The organism is Neisseria sp. HMSC067H09 (genome assembly GCF_001814135.1).
Classification (GTDB): Bacteria; Pseudomonadota; Gammaproteobacteria; order Burkholderiales; family Neisseriaceae; genus Neisseria.
In genome coordinates, this window is record NZ_KV814911.1 from 61,306 (window position 1) to 75,844 (window position 14,539).

Annotated in this window: 18 protein-coding genes; 7 read left to right on the top strand and 11 right to left on the bottom strand. The window is 53.4% G+C overall.

Features of this window, described 5'->3' with window-relative positions; translation table 11 throughout:
* Positions 1–14: 14 nt before the first annotated feature.
* The 9 genes from HMPREF2954_RS06815 to rsmI all read right to left on the bottom strand — a co-directional run bounded on the left by HMPREF2954_RS06815 (position 15) and on the right by rsmI (position 8,397).
* Positions 15–2,852: a valine--tRNA ligase gene (locus tag HMPREF2954_RS06815; protein ID WP_045072779.1), complete on the bottom strand. Its 2,838-nt coding sequence runs from the start codon at positions 2,850–2,852 to the stop codon at positions 15–17.
* A 135-nt stretch (positions 2,853–2,987) separates the two neighbouring features.
* Positions 2,988–3,281, bottom strand: a complete 294-nt coding sequence (locus HMPREF2954_RS06820) for a helix-turn-helix domain-containing protein (RefSeq protein ID WP_003744960.1) — start codon at positions 3,279–3,281, stop codon at positions 2,988–2,990.
* Positions 3,282–3,683: 402 nt separating this feature from the next.
* The gene (locus tag HMPREF2954_RS06825; protein WP_231574615.1) at positions 3,684–4,178 is read right to left on the bottom strand and encodes a hypothetical protein; all 495 of its coding nucleotides are present in this window, start codon (positions 4,176–4,178) and stop codon (positions 3,684–3,686) included.
* Between the two features lie 73 nt (positions 4,179–4,251).
* On the bottom strand, positions 4,252–5,061 hold the full coding sequence (gene zupT / locus HMPREF2954_RS06830; protein WP_070689061.1) for a zinc transporter ZupT: 810 nt from the start codon (positions 5,059–5,061) through the stop codon (positions 4,252–4,254).
* 260 nt (positions 5,062–5,321) lie between these two features.
* The gene (locus HMPREF2954_RS06835; protein WP_003758276.1) at positions 5,322–5,852 is read right to left on the bottom strand and encodes an alpha/beta hydrolase; all 531 of its coding nucleotides are present in this window, start codon (positions 5,850–5,852) and stop codon (positions 5,322–5,324) included.
* 10 nt (positions 5,853–5,862) lie between these two features.
* Entirely contained in the window at positions 5,863–6,207 is a 345-nt protein-coding gene (locus tag HMPREF2954_RS06840) for a hypothetical protein (RefSeq protein WP_016686828.1), read from the bottom strand.
* Positions 6,194–6,973, bottom strand: a complete 780-nt coding sequence (locus tag HMPREF2954_RS06845) for an exodeoxyribonuclease III (RefSeq protein ID WP_045072775.1) — start codon at positions 6,971–6,973, stop codon at positions 6,194–6,196. The genes HMPREF2954_RS06840 and HMPREF2954_RS06845 overlap by 14 nt, the downstream gene beginning before the upstream one ends.
* A 96-nt stretch (positions 6,974–7,069) precedes the next feature.
* A complete protein-coding gene (locus HMPREF2954_RS06850; protein WP_045072774.1) occupies positions 7,070–7,441 on the bottom strand; it encodes a DUF488 domain-containing protein in 372 nt (123 codons plus the stop codon).
* Positions 7,442–7,509: 68 nt separating this feature from the next.
* The gene (rsmI, locus tag HMPREF2954_RS06855) at positions 7,510–8,397 is read right to left on the bottom strand and encodes a 16S rRNA (cytidine(1402)-2'-O)-methyltransferase (RefSeq protein ID WP_045072773.1); all 888 of its coding nucleotides are present in this window, start codon (positions 8,395–8,397) and stop codon (positions 7,510–7,512) included.
* 55 nt (positions 8,398–8,452) lie between these two features.
* Here rsmI and HMPREF2954_RS06860 point away from each other — a divergent pair, with 55 nt between their 5' ends.
* The 5 genes from HMPREF2954_RS06860 to map all read left to right on the top strand — a co-directional run bounded on the left by HMPREF2954_RS06860 (position 8,453) and on the right by map (position 11,655).
* A complete protein-coding gene (locus tag HMPREF2954_RS06860; RefSeq protein WP_003760451.1) occupies positions 8,453–8,800 on the top strand; it encodes a YraN family protein in 348 nt (115 codons plus the stop codon).
* Positions 8,801–8,804: 4 nt separating this feature from the next.
* Positions 8,805–9,398, top strand: a complete 594-nt coding sequence (locus HMPREF2954_RS06865; protein WP_045072772.1) for a phosphoheptose isomerase — start codon at positions 8,805–8,807, stop codon at positions 9,396–9,398.
* Positions 9,399–9,470: 72 nt separating this feature from the next.
* Positions 9,471–10,082, top strand: coding sequence for a BON domain-containing protein (locus tag HMPREF2954_RS06870; RefSeq protein ID WP_045072771.1), 612 nt, complete (start codon positions 9,471–9,473; stop codon positions 10,080–10,082).
* A 69-nt stretch (positions 10,083–10,151) separates the two neighbouring features.
* Positions 10,152–10,766 carry a hypothetical protein gene (locus HMPREF2954_RS06875; protein WP_070689062.1) on the top strand — a complete coding sequence of 205 codons (615 nt, stop codon included), beginning with the start codon at positions 10,152–10,154 and terminating at the stop codon, positions 10,764–10,766.
* Between the two features lie 109 nt (positions 10,767–10,875).
* Entirely contained in the window at positions 10,876–11,655 is a 780-nt protein-coding gene (map, locus tag HMPREF2954_RS06880; RefSeq protein ID WP_003768885.1) for a type I methionyl aminopeptidase, read from the top strand.
* 293 nt (positions 11,656–11,948) lie between these two features.
* On the opposite strand, the gene HMPREF2954_RS06885 is transcribed toward map, so the two are convergent.
* Positions 11,949–12,719 (bottom strand): ParA family protein, encoded by a 771-nt coding sequence (locus HMPREF2954_RS06885; protein WP_003741993.1) that lies wholly within the window; start codon positions 12,717–12,719, stop codon positions 11,949–11,951.
* Positions 12,720–12,930: 211 nt separating this feature from the next.
* On the opposite strand from HMPREF2954_RS06885, the gene HMPREF2954_RS06890 reads away from it, so the two are divergent.
* Positions 12,931–13,242 (top strand): hypothetical protein, encoded by a 312-nt coding sequence (locus HMPREF2954_RS06890; protein ID WP_141755647.1) that lies wholly within the window; start codon positions 12,931–12,933, stop codon positions 13,240–13,242.
* Positions 13,243–13,316: 74 nt separating this feature from the next.
* Here the strand turns inward: HMPREF2954_RS06890 and pdxA are convergent, their stop codons facing one another.
* Positions 13,317–14,327, bottom strand: a complete 1,011-nt coding sequence (pdxA, locus tag HMPREF2954_RS06895; RefSeq protein ID WP_045072769.1) for a 4-hydroxythreonine-4-phosphate dehydrogenase PdxA — start codon at positions 14,325–14,327, stop codon at positions 13,317–13,319.
* Here pdxA and HMPREF2954_RS12685 point away from each other — a divergent pair.
* A complete protein-coding gene (locus tag HMPREF2954_RS12685; RefSeq protein ID WP_156133772.1) occupies positions 14,326–14,466 on the top strand; it encodes a hypothetical protein in 141 nt (46 codons plus the stop codon). The two genes, pdxA and HMPREF2954_RS12685, sit on opposite strands and share 2 nt — an antisense overlap.
* Positions 14,467–14,539 lie beyond the last annotated feature (73 nt).

Sequence of the window (14,539 nt, forward strand, 5' to 3'; positions counted from 1 at the left end):
TGTTCAACCAACAATCAGTCTTTCAACTTCGCCAACTGATTTTGAACTTTCGCCATTTTGTCTTCCAATTCCGCCAAATCGGCTTTGTCTTTTTCCACCAGATGCGCGGGGGCTTTTTCGGTGTAGCCGGGTTTGGAGAGTTTGGCGTTGAGTTTGTCCAAGGCTTTTTGCAGCTTCTCGGCTTCTTTGCCCAAACGGGCGGTTTCAGCGGCTTTGTCGATTTCGACTTTCAGCATCAGGCGCGCGCCGTTGCAGACGGCGACGGGCGCGTCTTCGCTTTCAGGCAGGGCGGCGACTTGCTGTGCTTCGGTCAGGCGGGTCATCATCGGCAGGTATTTGAGGTAGTCCGCCAAGTCGTCCGCGCTTTCGACAAACAGGGGGGCTTTCACGTTGGGCTGGATACCCATTTCGCCGCGCAGGTTGCGGACGGCGCCAATCAAATCCTGCAACACGGTCATTTGCTCGAAGGTCGTCTGAATGATTTGTTCGCGGTCGGCTTCGGGGAAGCGGGCGAGCATGATGCTGTCGGTGGTTTTCGCGTCGCACATGGGGGCGACGGTTTGCCACAGTTCTTCGGTGATGAATGGGATAATCGGGTGCAGCAGGCGCAGGGCGGCTTCGAGTACGCGCAATAAGGTATGGCGTGTGGCGCGTTGGCGGCTGGCGCAGCCGGTTTGGAGCTGCACTTTGGCGAGTTCCAGATACCAGTCGCAATAGTCGTTCCACACGAAGCTGTACAGGGTTTCCGCTACCAAATCAAAGCGGTAGGTTTCGTAGGCTTGCGTTACTTGCTCGATGGTCTGATTCAGACGGCCTATGATCCACATATCGGGGAAGGAGTAGCCGCGCGGTTCGGTGGCGGTTGCGCCGTAGCCGCAGTCTTGATTTTCGGTGTTCATCAAGACGAAGTTGGTGGCGTTCCAGATTTTGTTGCAGAAGTTGCGGTAACCTTCGGCGCGTTTGAAGTCGAAGTTGACCGAACGACCCAAGCTGGCATAGCTCGCCATGGTGAAGCGCAATGCGTCCGCGCCCATGCTGGGGATGCCTTCGGGGAAGAGTTTTTTCGTGGCTTCTTCCACTTTCGGCGCGGTTTCGGGTTTGCGCAGGCCGGTCGTGCGTTTCACCAGCAGCTTGTCCAAGTCGATGCCGTCAATCAAATCGACGGGGTCGATGACGTTGCCTTCGGATTTGGACATTTTTTTGCCTTCATGGTCGCGCACGATGCCGTGGATGTACACGTCTTTAAACGGTACTTTGCCGGTGAAGTGGGTGGTCATCATAATCATGCGCGCCACCCAGAAGAAGATGATTTCGTAGCCGGTGACCAAGACGTTGGACGGCAGGAAGGCTTTGAGTTCGTCGGTTTCAGACGGCCAGCCGAGCGTGGAGAACGGCACGAGTGCGGAAGAGAACCATGTGTCCAATACGTCTTCTTCGCGGGTCAAGCCTGTTTTTCCGGCTTGTTTTTCGGCTTCTTCCTGATTGCGGGCGACGTAAACATTGCCTGCTTCATCGTACCACGCGGGGATTTGATGCCCCCACCACAGTTGGCGCGAGATACACCAATCTTGGATGTTGTTCATCCATTGGTTGTAGGTATTGACCCAGTTTTCGGGGATGAAGCGTACCGCGCCGCTGTCGACGGCTTTTTTGGCTTTGTCGGCAAGGCTCAGGCCTTTGTATTCGCTGTCAGGCTCGCCGCCGTTTGGTGTGGCGGACATGGCGACAAACCATTGGCTGGTCAGCATCGGTTCAATTACCGAACCTGTGCGGTCGCCTTTCGGTGTCATCAGCGTGTGCGCTTTGATTTCGACCAACAAGCCTTGTTCCTGCAAATCGGCAACCATTTGTTTGCGCGCGGCAAAACGGTCTAAGCCTGCGTATTTTTCAGGCAGGGCAAAGCCTTGTTGCGCTTCGCCTTTGAAGTTGAACACTTCGGCGTTAGCCAGCACTTTGGCTTCTAAATCAAACACATTAACCAAGCGCGTGTCGTGGCGTTTGCCGACTTCGTAGTCGTTGAAGTCGTGCGCAGGCGTGATTTTCACGCAGCCGGTACCGAAGTCTTTTTCGACGTATTCGTCGGCAATCACGGGGATGGTGCGGCCGGTCAGCGGCAGGATTAATTCCTTGCCGATTAAATGGGTATAACGTTCGTCTTCGGGATTGACGGCAACGGCCACGTCGCCCAGCAGCGTTTCAGGACGGGTGGTCGCCACGATAACGGCTTCGGCGGGATTGTCGGCCAGCGGATAGCGGATGTGCCACATAGAGCCTTGTTCTTCCACGCTTTCCACTTCCAAATCCGACACCGCCGTACCGAGCACTGGATCCCAGTTTACCAAGCGTTTGCCGCGATAAATCAAGCCCTGTTCATACAGGCGTACGAACACTTCGGTCACGGTTTCGGCGCGCACATCGTCCATTGTGAAATACTCGCGCGTCCAGTCGGCAGAACAGCCCACGCGGCGCATCTGCTGCGTAATCGTGCCGCCGGAAACTTCTTTCCATTCCCACACCTTTTCCAAGAATTTTTCGCGGCCCAAGTCATGACGGGACACGTTTTGCGCGGCAAGCTGACGCTCGACCACGATTTGCGTGGCGATGCCCGCGTGGTCGGTGCCGGGAATCCAGGCGGTGTTGCAGCCTTTCATGCGGTAGTAGCGGGTCAGGCCGTCCATAATGGTTTGGTTGAAGGCATGGCCCATGTGCAGCGTACCGGTTACGTTGGGCGGCGGCAGTTGGATGGAAAAAGACGGTTTGGTCAAATCCATATCGGGCTGGAAATAACCTTGGGTTTCCCAGTTTTGATAGTGTTTGGATTCGATTTCGGCGGGATTGTATTTGTCTAACATGGTAAAAAATGCTGTCTGTAAAAGGGTTTGCGGGCAAACGTCTGTTTAAAAAATAATTGCGGATTATAGCGCAAAAAGGTCGTCTGAAACGGAATATCGTTTCAGACGACCTTTTTGAAACAAATCGAAACGGGCTTATTTGCCTTTGTCGGATTTGGCTTCTTTTTTCAAGGAAGCGTACAACTCAGGGTCGCGGTTTTTCAGCAAGGAGGCAATCGCCAAATCGTCGCGGTTTACTTTTGCCAAGTCAACACGTTCGATGTGTACCAAGCGCAGCAGCTCGCGTACTGGTTTGGGCATATTGCGGCCGGATTCGTAACGTGAACCACCGGACTGAGTTACGCCGATACGGCTCCAAAAGTCCATTTGGTTCAAACCGAGTTTTTTGCGGATATCGCGGATGTTGTCAATTTTCTCAAACGACTTCATGAAAATTCCTTTTTCTTCTGTATTGTTTGTTGATAAGCAATTCTGCTTCTCTGCAACGGGATGCGGAAGCTTTCGATACAGCCTGAATCGTTACACAAATGACAATCGGCTGCGCGATAGAAAACTATCTATACTGAATGTTTAGACAGTATATTCGAAAGAAGTTTTGTCAGATTCTTGATAATTTGCAAAAATATTTCCAAGTCAAATAATTTCAATAAAATTATTATTATAAATCAAAAATATATATTTTAAGCATCAGTAATATTTTACAAAAATAAACAATCCAAACAGGAATATTGCACCCGCAATTATCAATTTATCATAATATTTTGCACAAAAAATACGCAATAGAACCGTATTCCAATGCGTATTTTCAGCTATTCGGCCTCAAAACGCTGCCTAGCGCTTTCTCGGATAAAAGGTAATCGGCTGGACGATGGAGCGTGTCAACTGTTTCGGCAAGGTCATCATTGCAATCATCCACACGCCCACCGTGTAACACAATATCCCGCCGTTACGCATCCCTCCCAATGCAGTACTGCCTAAAACTGCCTCCAGCATCAAGCAAACGGCGGCAGCCGCACAAGCTGCCATGCCGGCAAGAAACAGCGCATGGCGGGCATATCTGCGCAACATTTTTTTCAAAGCCGCTTTGACCAAAACGGCAGCAATCAACAGATTGAAAAAGAAAAACACGCCTGCAACCAGCCACACCGCCGAATCGTTCCATCCTTTCGCCACAGACCATCCGCCACCCTGCCGGCCAAACAGCAATCCGCCGCCACCCGCTATCATGGCAAACACATCATGAATCAATAACGCCAGCGGCAATACGGCAAAAATCAATGCCGTCAGCAAAGGCCGATAAGGTTTTTCCTGTTCGAGATACATCATGCCGTTCCAAAATCAAAAACAACGGCAATTATAGAACAATCGCTTTGCGGTATCAGCCTGAAGCGGAATCAGATCAGAAATGAAACAACACCAAACTCAGTGCAATCACCGCCATGCCGGACGTCAACCCGTAAACGGTTTCGTGTCCGTCGGAATAACGCTTGGCGGCGGGCAGCAATTCGTCCAACGCAAGAAACACCATCACGCCCGCAATCACGCCAAACACTGCACCGAACACGAAAGGCGATAAAAACGGCTTGAGCATGGTGTAGCCCAAAACCGCGCCCAAGGGTTCGGCCAGTCCTGAAGCGAGACAGGCGAGGACGGTTTTTTTGCGGTTGCGGGTGGCGAAATAAACGGGCGCGGCAATGGAAATGCCTTCGGGAATATTGTGTATCGCAATCGCGAGCGCCAGCGGCATCCCGACCGCGGGGTTTTCCAGCGTGGCGAAAAACGTTGCCAAACCTTCGGGAAAGTTGTGCGCGGTAATCGCAAACGCCGCCATCATGCCGACTCGGGCGATGTGGCGGTGTTTGTTTTCCTGAAAAGCGGGGTCGTGCGGATCGAGCGTTTCATGCGGGTTCGGCACAAGGCGGTCAATCAGCGCAATCGAGCCCATGCCTGCCAGAAAAGCCAGCGTCGCGGCGGCGAAGGCTTTGTCTTTATCGTAAACCTGCCCGAAGGCTTCGCTGGATTTGTTGAAAATCTCCGTCAGCGACACATACACCATCGCCCCGCCCGCGAACGCCAATCCGAACGACAATACGCGCGGGTTGGGCGTTTTGGAAAACATCACCAGCCCGCTGCCCAATACGGTAAACAATCCGGCGGCAAGGGCGATGCCGAAGGCGGTGATAAGGTTGGGCAAGGCAATATCAAGCATGAAAATCGGTTCTTCAGTGAATGTAATGCCATCAGGCTAACACATATTTCCACAAAAGAGAATAGTTATTATTTTCATAAATAAAGATTAAGATGGAAAAATATTGAAACTGTCATTCCCTACCCGCTTACGCAAAGGCGGCTGCGCAGGCATGACGGCACAGGATTTTCATTTCACTTTAACGTAACAAAAAGGTCGTCTGAAACCTGATTTCCGGTTTCAGACGACCTTTTCTTCTTTAATCCTTACAAGCGTTTTACTCAACTCAAGAGCATTTCCTGCATCAGCTTCATGCCCCATTGCCAGCCGCCGAGTGCGCCGTTGAGTGTGCCGGAGTGCGGCGACAGGAGGAGGCGGGCGTTCCACAGGTTTGCCCGTTCTTCCGCCCAGTTTCGTGGCGTGCCGTTTTGTTCGGCGATGACAAGCGCGGTGCGGCAGGGGCAACGGACGCGCTGGAAGGTGTGTATTTCATCGTCGGGGAAGGCTTCTGGACGCGGCGAGACGAGGATGATGTTGACGATTTTTTTCTGTGTCAGGATGTCGGTTTGGTAGAGCCACGCCAGAAAAGCGGATACGCCTGCGCCGTGGGCGACAACGGCGATGTGTTCGCCGCTGATGCCTTCAAACGCTGTTTGAATATTTGCCTGCCATTGGGCGATGCTTTGATTGGCGGAAGCGGCAGCGGTTTGGACGACGGGATAGCTGACCGCCCAGCGGTCTATCCACATTTCCGCTTCGTCCGCGTCGCGTATCAAGAAAAGCGTCAGGTCTTCGAGTTCGAAAGTTCGCATTTCAGACGACCTATTTGAGCAAATCGTTGAGCGTAAAGGTAATCAAGAGCGCGGCAGGGACGCTTAAAACGGCACAGGTGGCGAGGCAGATCAGGATGTTGGCAATCAACCGCCAGCCTTTCCAGCCGAAACACTTGGCGGCAATCAGAAGACAGGGCAGCGAGAACAGCAGCCACACCAACGCCCAAAGCGGATTGGCGCGGGTCATTTCAACCCAGCCGGACATCCGCGCCAGCATGAATATCGTCCACACCAGCATAGGCAGTACAAACGCGGCGACTACCCATGCCGCGCCTATGCCGGTTTTACCGTTCACATTCCAATCGTATTTGCCGAAAACTTTATTGGGCAGCATAGTCGTACTCCACGACCAAAGGTGCATGGTCGGAAAATTTCTCGTCTTTATAAACATGTGCGGACACCGCTTTGGCGGCGAGTTCAGGCGTAACCATCTGATAGTCGATGCGCCACCCGACATCTTTCGCATACGCCTGTCCGCGGTTGCTCCACCAAGTGTAGCCGGGGTTGTCGGGATAGAGCGTGCGCCACATATCCGTCCAGCCGAGCGTATGGATGACTTTGCCTATCCATTCGCGCTCCTCGGGCAGGAAGCCTGAGTTTTTCTGATTGCCTTTCCAGTTTTTCAGGTCGATGTTTTGGTGGGCGATGTTCCAGTCGCCGCAGACAACAATGTCGCGTCCCTCCGCCTTCATGGCTTCAAGCATGGGATAGAACGCGTCTAAAAAGCGGTATTTCAATTCCTGCCGCTCCGGCGCGCTGGTGCCGCTGGGCAGATAAAGCGAAATCACCGACAACTTTCCGAAATCACAGCGCACAAACCGCCCTTCCCTGTCGAATTCTTCAATGCCCATACCGATTTGCACATGGTCAGGTGCGCGTTTGCTGTACACCGCTACGCCGCTGTAACCGCGTTTTTCGGCGCAATGCCAATGGCCGTGCATCCCGTGCGGATTCTTCATTTCGTCGGACAAATCGGCTTCCTGCGCTTTGAGTTCCTGCACGCAGACAATGTCCGCACCCGATGCGGCGATGTATTCGTAAAACCCTTTTTTGTAGGCGGAGCGGATGCCATTGACGTTGGCAGAGATGATTTTCAGCATAATTTTGTGCTTTGGAATATTGGTTTGAGGAGAAAAAACGGATTGTAACCGATAGCGGCAAAGGTCGTCTGAAAAACAGGTTCGGACAAATCCATCCTATTCCCGATACTCAAACGCCGCACCTAAAAACTGGGCCAACGCCGAAACATGGGAACGCTGCGGATTCTTGACGGCGGTCAGCAGCCATACCCTGCCGTTTTGCTTCTCCAACTCAAGCAGGCGGGCTACGGCGCGCTGTTGCACCTCGCCCTGCAATTCTTCGTGATAGCGCGTAACGAAGCCGTCGAAATTCTGCTCCGGGTTTTCATGATACCAACGGCGCAGGGCGGCACTCGGCGTAATGTCTTTGAGCCAGAGGACGGAGGCGAACTTTTCCTTCGTCACCCCGCGCGGATAAAGGCGGTCGATAAAGACGGCGGTTTGTCCGTCTGCGGGGAGGTAACGATAAATGCGTTGTACGGTAAACATCGTTTTTCTGCTCCTATATCTTGGGTTCAATCAAACGGCACCGAGTCCTTTCAGACGACCTTTCACCTTCAAACGTCGTCTGAAACCCGTTTCCATTCCAATGCCAAATCGTACAAGGCTTTTTTGCCTTCGCCGGTAATTTTGGCGGCAAGTTCGGCGGCCTGCTTGGTGGGCAGTTCGGCAGCGAGGATTTTCATAACGTTTTGGGCGGTATCGGGCAAGGTACCGTGTTTTTCACGGGGCGCAGGATGGAGGATGAGCACCATTTCGCCGCGCACCTGATTGCCGTCGTTTTTCAGGGTCGTCTGAATTTCAGTAACCGAGCCGCTAAGAAAGGTTTCGAAGGTTTTAGTGATTTCTCGGGCAAGGGTCAGGCTGCGTTCGGGGAAGAGGGCTGCCATGTCGGCAAGGGCGGCTTCGATGCGGTGCGGAGTTTCGAACATCACAACGGGGAAATCAGCCTGCGCCCATTTGGCAAGCAGCTTCTGCCGTTCGCCGGATTTCGGCGGCAGGAAACCGTTGAAATAGAAATTGGGTTCGGTAACGCCCGCAACGCTCAACGCCCCCATGACTGCGCTCGCACCGACAACGGGGACGACCTTGAACCCTGCCTCGCGCACGCGGCGGGCAAGTTTCGCACCGGGATCGCAGACGGCGGGCGTCCCTGCGTCGGAAACTTGTGCGACAGTGAGGTCGTCTGAAAGATGGTTAATGATTTTGTCCGCCATTTGCTGTTCGTTATGCTCGCGCACGCTGACGAGTTTGCCCTGTATGCCGTATGCGCTCAGAAGCTGTGCGGTAACGCGCGTATCTTCGGCGCAGATAATGTCGGCTTTTTGCAGGACGGCGAGTGCGCGCAGGGTGATGTCCGCCAAATTGCCGATGGGCGTGGCGACAACGTATAATGTCCGTTTTTCAATACTGTCGGCGGCTTTTTGAAGGTGTTTTTGAAACATGGCTTTATCAGGTCGTCTGAAAACAATATAACGATATTATACGGGGTAAACTTCCATGCGTCTGAACCACAAACAAGGGGTGGCGGGCGAAGATGCCGCGCTGGCGTTTCTTCTTTCTCAAGGCTGCAAACTCGTGGCGCGCAACTGGCACTGCGCTTACGGCGAAATCGATTTGATTGTCAAAAACGGTAACATGATTCTGTTTGTTGAAGTAAAATACCGCAAAAATCAGGGTTTCGGCGGTGCCGCATACAGTATTTCGCCGTCTAAGTTATTGAAACTGCAACGGTCTGCGGAGTATTATCTGCAACAAAACGGCATGACGGATAGCGCGTGCCGCATCGATGCGGTGCTGATAGAAGGAAACCGCCCGCCCGAATGGATAAAGAATATTACAGGTTGACGATATGACAACATTACAAGAGCGCGTTGCCGCCCATTTCGCCGAAAGCATCCATGCCAAGCAGGAAGCCGAAAAAGTATTGGTCGAGCCGACTGCTCAAGCAGCGGAATTGATGCTGCAATGCCTGATGAACGACGGCAAAATTTTAGCCTGCGGCAACGGCGGTTCGGCTGCCGACGCGCAGCACTTCGCCGCCGAAATGACCGGACGCTTTGAAAAAGAGCGGATGGAACTTGCTGCCGTCGCGCTGACGACGGACACGTCCGCGCTGACCGCCATCGGCAACGACTACGGTTTTGACCATGTGTTCAGCAAGCAAGTGCGCGCGCTCGGACGTGCCGGCGACGTTTTGGTCGGCATTTCCACCTCCGGCAACTCCGCCAACGTTATCGAAGCCATCAAAGCGGCACACGAACGCGATATGCACGTCATCGCCATGACCGGCCGCGACGGCGGCAAAATCGCCGCCATGCTCAAAGACACCGACGTACTGCTCAACGTCCCCTACCCGCGCACCGCCCGCATTCAGGAAAACCATATCCTGCTGATACACGCCATGTGCGACTGCATCGACTCCATGTTGCTTGAAGGAATGTAAGCCTTTTTTCAGACGACCTCTTTTAAAGGTCGTCTGAAACATATCCGCCGAACCCATCATCAAGGAAAAAATATGAACATCAAACGTCATACCGCACCCGTTCTGACCGCCCTCCTCCTCAGCCTGACACTCAGCGGCTGTGTCGGCGTACTCCTCGGCGGCGCGGCAGTCGGCACCAAATCCGCCGTTGACCGCCGCACCACAGGCGCGCAAACCGACGACAACGTAATGGCGGTACGCGTCGAAACTACCGCCCGCTCCTACCTGCGCCAAAACAACCAAGCGCAGGGTTACACCCCCAAACTCAACGTCGTCGGCTACAACCGCCACCTGCTGCTGCTCGGACAAGTCGCCACTGAAGGCGAAAAACAATTCGTCGAACAAATCGCCCGTGCCGAACAAGCCGCCGAAGGCGTGTACAACTACATCACCGTCGCCCCCCAAGGACGCACCTTCGGCGACGTAACCAACGACACATGGGGCACATCCAAAGTCCGCACCGCCCTTTTAGGCCTCAAACCCGCCACACAGGCTCGCGTCAAAATCGTAACTTACGGCAACGTTACTTACGTCATGGGCGTACTGACACCCGAAGAGCAAGAGCAGGTAACCCGCCGCGTCAGCACCACCGTCGGCGTACAAAAAGTCGTTACCCTGTATCAAAACTACACCCAACCCGAATAACGCAGCCCTAATCCAAAGGGCGGGAACAACATCCCGCCCGTCCCCATCCACCTTTTCACACATCGATCTATGTCCAAAAAACAAAACGAATCTTTCCAACTCAAACCTAAACACCTTATCCGCGCCGCTTTCGTCATTTCCATCATTGCCGTCGGCGCACTGATTGTTGGCGTTACCGGTACGCTCAATACCAAACCCGACACCAGCAACACCCAATCCGCCCAAACCGCGCCCAAAGACGAAGGTGTGGAAGTTTGGCGTCCGAACGGCACCGTCGAACCGAAAAAAATCATAGTAGGCTCTGAAGACGAAACAAACGAACAAGAAAAAACCGCTTCTCAAAACCCCGTTATTCCGCCACAAAACCAATCCGAAAACCGTCGTGCCAAAGCACAGCCTGACAATAAGAAAAATAAAGATAAAAACAACGACCAGCACGACCAAATACCGCCCGCGCAGACAGAAACAGCGGAAACCAAAGTCAAACCTGCCCAAAGTACCCCTGCGGATCAGCCACAGGCCCAAGCCCCTGCCCAGCCTGCCAAAACCGAAGTTCACGAAACGAAGGGCGAATCCAAACCCGCACCGCAACCCGCTCCCAAGCCGGCTCAGCCTAAACCCGCTCAACCTAAACCGGTTCAGCCCAAACCTCAGTCCAAAGATGTCATGGACAATCTGTTTTAACCAGACAACCCGCCGGCCTGCGGCCGCCTTATCCGTAATCTGCATCCTCTTCCCTTTCAGACGACCTTTGTGCCGCAACAAGGTCGTCTGAAACCATCAAGGAAACAACATGAACGAAATCATCATCAAAACCCCCGAAGAAATCGAGAAAATGCGCGAACTGGGCAAACTCGTCGCCGAAGCCCTCGACTACATCGGACAATTCGTCAAACCCGGCGTAACCACCAACGAAATCGACAAACTCGTTTACGACTACCACGTCAACGTCCAAGGCGGCTATCCCGCTCCTTTGCACTACGGCAACCCGCCCTACCCCAAATCCTGCTGCACCTCCGTCAACCACGTCATCTGCCACGGCATTCCCGACGACAAGCCGCTCAAAGAAGGCGACATCATCAACATCGACCTGACCATCAAAAAAGACGGCTTCCACGGCGACTCAAGCCGTATGTTTACCGTCGGCAAAGTCTCCCCGATTGCCCAACGCCTGATCGACATCACCCACGAATCCATGATGGCGGGCATCGCCGCCGTCAAACCCGGCGCGACCTTGGGCGACATCGGCTATGCTTGCCAACAAGTTGCCGAAAACGCAGGCTACTCCGTCGTACAGGAATTTTGCGGCCACGGCATCGGACGCGGTTTCCACGAAGCCCCGCAAGTGCTGCACTACGGCAGGAAAGGACAAGGCGTCGTCCTGAAGCCCGGCATGATTTTCACCATCGAGCCGATGATCAACCAAGGCAAACGCCACCTGCGCATCCTAAACGACGGCTGGACAGTTGTAACCAAAGACCGCTCCCTCTCCGCCCAATGGGAACATGAAGTTTTAGTGACAGAAACCGGCTACGAAATCCTAACCATCAGCCCTGCCACCGGCAAACCCTAATCTGTCAAACCATCCCGCTTTCAAAGCAAAAAGGTCGTCTGGAAACTTGGAAATCAAGTTTGAACTGCACCCCAAAAGTTGGACATCCCCTCCAACTCGCAAGGTGCAGTTTTTTTATGAGCAAATATCAGGACAAGGCGACGAAGCCGCAGACAGTACAGATAGTACGGCAACCGATTCACTTGGTGCTTCAGCACCTTAGAGAATCGTTCTCTTTGAGCTAAAGCGAGGCAACGCTGTACTGGTTTAAAGTTAATCCACTATATCTTCCAGACTTTATCTTTCAGGCTAACTCAACCTTTAGTACGTTCCAACAGTTCTTCCGCCAAGGCGAGGTAGGCTTTGGTGCCTTTGGCGTTGGCGTCGTAGGCGAGCGCGGGCATGCCGTGGCTGGGGGCTTCGGCGAGGCGGACGTTGCGGGGGATGACGGTTTGGAACATCAGGTTGCCGAAATGTTGGAAAAGCTGTTCGCTAACTTCGACGACGAGGCGGCTGCGGCTGTCGTAGAGGGTGCGGACGATGCCGGTGATGTCGAGGCGCGGGTTGATTGCCTGACGGATTTTGCGCACGGTGGCGATAAGGTCGGAGATACCTTCGAGGGCATAGTATTCGCACAACATGGGGACGATGACGCCGTTGGCGGCGACGAGTCCGTTGAGCGTGAGCAGGGTCAGCGAAGGGGGGCAGTCGATGAGGACGAAGTCGTAGTCGTTTTCGACGGTTTGCAGGGCGTTTTTGAGGCGGATTTCGCGGGCGATTTCTTGCACCAGCTCAATTTCGGCACCGGCAAGCGCACGGTTGGCGCCGAGTACGTCGTAGCTGCCGTCCCCACTGCGGACGACGGCGGTTTTGATGTCGGTATCGCCCAATACGACTTGGTACACGCCTTCTTCGAGGCGGGCTTTGTCTATGCCGCTGCCTGTGGTGGCGTTGCCTTGCGGGTCGAGGTCGATGACGAGGACGCGTTTGCCTTTGGAGGCGAGCGATGCCGCGAGGTTGACGGTGGTGGTGGTTTTGCCGACGCCGCCTTTTTGGTTGGCAACGGCGAGGATTTGTGCGCTCATGTTTTTGCTGCTGTCGGATGGATTAATGGCGGAATTTTAACGTTTTTTGCTTGAAATGGGTATAAGGTCGTCTGAAAAGGAGGCGGTGGCGGGCAGGGACGTTTTATAGCGAATTTTCTTTAAATCAAGACAAAACAAGGTAATGCTGCGCCGATTTAAAGTGAACTTGCTATACAATATGCCGTTTATTTAACTGCCCTAGAGATATACCGTGAAAAAATCTTTCTTTGCCCTGATGCTTGCTGCTGTTTTACCTACTGCCAATGCAGCTTCGGTTGCCGAATTGGAGGAAAGAATCGAAGTTTTGGAAGCCCGCGTCGCCAGCTTGGAACGCATTATCTTATCGGGTTCGCGCAACGCAAACTGTATTTATGTATGCAGCATCAAGCCGTTCCAGAAGTTGTTTGAGGCTTCGGGGAAAAACGAATGGGAGGCGCGCCTCGCCGTCCGCCGTGCCTGCAATGCAGAAACTTCGGCGATGTTCTGCGAAGATTCTGCCATCCGTTGCGAAAAATACGAATAACGGGATTTGAATAAAAAGGTCGTCTGAAACAAAATCGGGTTTCAGACGACCTTTTTAACGGCATCCCGTCTTGTTTAACGCTGTTTTTTGCGAATTTCTGCCGCCATTTCCAAAGCGGTGCGGACAGCTTCAATCAGGCTGCCGGAGGCGGCTTTGCCTGTTCCCGCCAAATCCAGCGCGGTACCGTGGTCAACGGAAGTACGGATAAACGGCAGTCCGAGCGTAATATTGACGCCTTGTCCGAAACCGGCATATTTCAGCGTCGGCAGCCCTTGATCGTGATACATCGCCAAAACGGCATCGGCATCTTTCAGCAAAAACGGCTGAAACACCGTGTCTGCCGGATATGGGCCGCTGACGTATATGCCTTCGCTTTTGAGGCGGGTCAGCGCAGGGATGATGATGTCGGCTTCTTCGTGTCCCAAATGTCCGCCCTCGCCTGCGTGCGGATTCAATCCGGTAACCAGGATATGCGGTTGGGCAATGCCGAATTTGTCGCGCAAATCGGCGTTCAAAATACGGACGACAGACTCGACGAGCGGCTGTGTTACGGCATAGGCGACCGCGCGCAGCGGTAAATGGGTCGTAACCAAAGCGACGCGCAGCCCGCCGCCTGCCAACATCATGACGACTTGTTCCGTCTGACTTTTTTCGGCGAGGTATTCGGTATGTCCGCTGAAGAATCCGCCAGCCGCACCTGCATCATTAATGATGCCTTTGTGCAGCGGCGCGGTTACCATGCCGTCGAATATGCCTTCGGTAATGCCTTGATATGCCGTGTCCAGCAGTTGCAAGACATAACGCGCATTGGCGGGATTGAGCCTGCCTGCTTCGCAAGGGGTGGCAAGCGGAATATGCAAAACTTCCAATTCCCCATGGCACAACGGGGCTTTATCGGCATTACCTGATACAAAATCCCGCAAGACAACGTTTTTGCCCAACATCTCCGCCCGCTGCGCCAATAGGTCTTTGTCGCCCAAAACGACGGGGCGGCACGGCAACTCGGCAAACGCCAAATCCAAACAAATATCGGGGCCGATACCGGCAGGTTCGCCGGAGGTAACTGCCAATACGGGAAGGGACATGATGCGATTCCTTAATCTGGATAAAGGTCGTCTGAAAGTGGTTGATGGGGATTTCAGACGACCTTTGTTTTCATCTTTGCAATATAGGGCGGATTCCAATAAGACTCAGCTATCCCGTCATACCTACGCACGGGAATGACGGCAGAGTCCGTATTAAAAAACGAGTAGATCAACCCTATTGTATAGTGGATTAAATTTAAATCAGGACAAGG

Coding starts and splice junctions, on each gene's coding strand:
- HMPREF2954_RS06815 (WP_045072779.1), bottom strand. CDS start 2,852: ATGTTAGACAAATACAATCCCGCCGAAATCGAATCCAAACACTATCAA.
- HMPREF2954_RS06820 (WP_003744960.1), bottom strand. CDS start 3,281: ATGAAGTCGTTTGAGAAAATTGACAACATCCGCGATATCCGCAAAAAA.
- HMPREF2954_RS06825 (WP_231574615.1), bottom strand. CDS start 4,178: ATGATGTATCTCGAACAGGAAAAACCTTATCGGCCTTTGCTGACGGCA.
- zupT (WP_070689061.1), bottom strand. CDS start 5,061: ATGCTTGATATTGCCTTGCCCAACCTTATCACCGCCTTCGGCATCGCC.
- HMPREF2954_RS06835 (WP_003758276.1), bottom strand. CDS start 5,852: ATGCGAACTTTCGAACTCGAAGACCTGACGCTTTTCTTGATACGCGAC.
- HMPREF2954_RS06840 (WP_016686828.1), bottom strand. CDS start 6,207: ATGCTGCCCAATAAAGTTTTCGGCAAATACGATTGGAATGTGAACGGT.
- HMPREF2954_RS06845 (WP_045072775.1), bottom strand. CDS start 6,973: ATGCTGAAAATCATCTCTGCCAACGTCAATGGCATCCGCTCCGCCTAC.
- HMPREF2954_RS06850 (WP_045072774.1), bottom strand. CDS start 7,441: ATGTTTACCGTACAACGCATTTATCGTTACCTCCCCGCAGACGGACAA.
- rsmI (WP_045072773.1), bottom strand. CDS start 8,397: ATGTTTCAAAAACACCTTCAAAAAGCCGCCGACAGTATTGAAAAACGG.
- HMPREF2954_RS06860 (WP_003760451.1), top strand. CDS start 8,453: ATGCGTCTGAACCACAAACAAGGGGTGGCGGGCGAAGATGCCGCGCTG.
- HMPREF2954_RS06865 (WP_045072772.1), top strand. CDS start 8,805: ATGACAACATTACAAGAGCGCGTTGCCGCCCATTTCGCCGAAAGCATC.
- HMPREF2954_RS06870 (WP_045072771.1), top strand. CDS start 9,471: ATGAACATCAAACGTCATACCGCACCCGTTCTGACCGCCCTCCTCCTC.
- HMPREF2954_RS06875 (WP_070689062.1), top strand. CDS start 10,152: ATGTCCAAAAAACAAAACGAATCTTTCCAACTCAAACCTAAACACCTT.
- map (WP_003768885.1), top strand. CDS start 10,876: ATGAACGAAATCATCATCAAAACCCCCGAAGAAATCGAGAAAATGCGC.
- HMPREF2954_RS06885 (WP_003741993.1), bottom strand. CDS start 12,719: ATGAGCGCACAAATCCTCGCCGTTGCCAACCAAAAAGGCGGCGTCGGC.
- HMPREF2954_RS12685 (WP_156133772.1), top strand. CDS start 14,326: ATGATGCGATTCCTTAATCTGGATAAAGGTCGTCTGAAAGTGGTTGAT.
- pdxA (WP_045072769.1), bottom strand. CDS start 14,327: ATGTCCCTTCCCGTATTGGCAGTTACCTCCGGCGAACCTGCCGGTATC.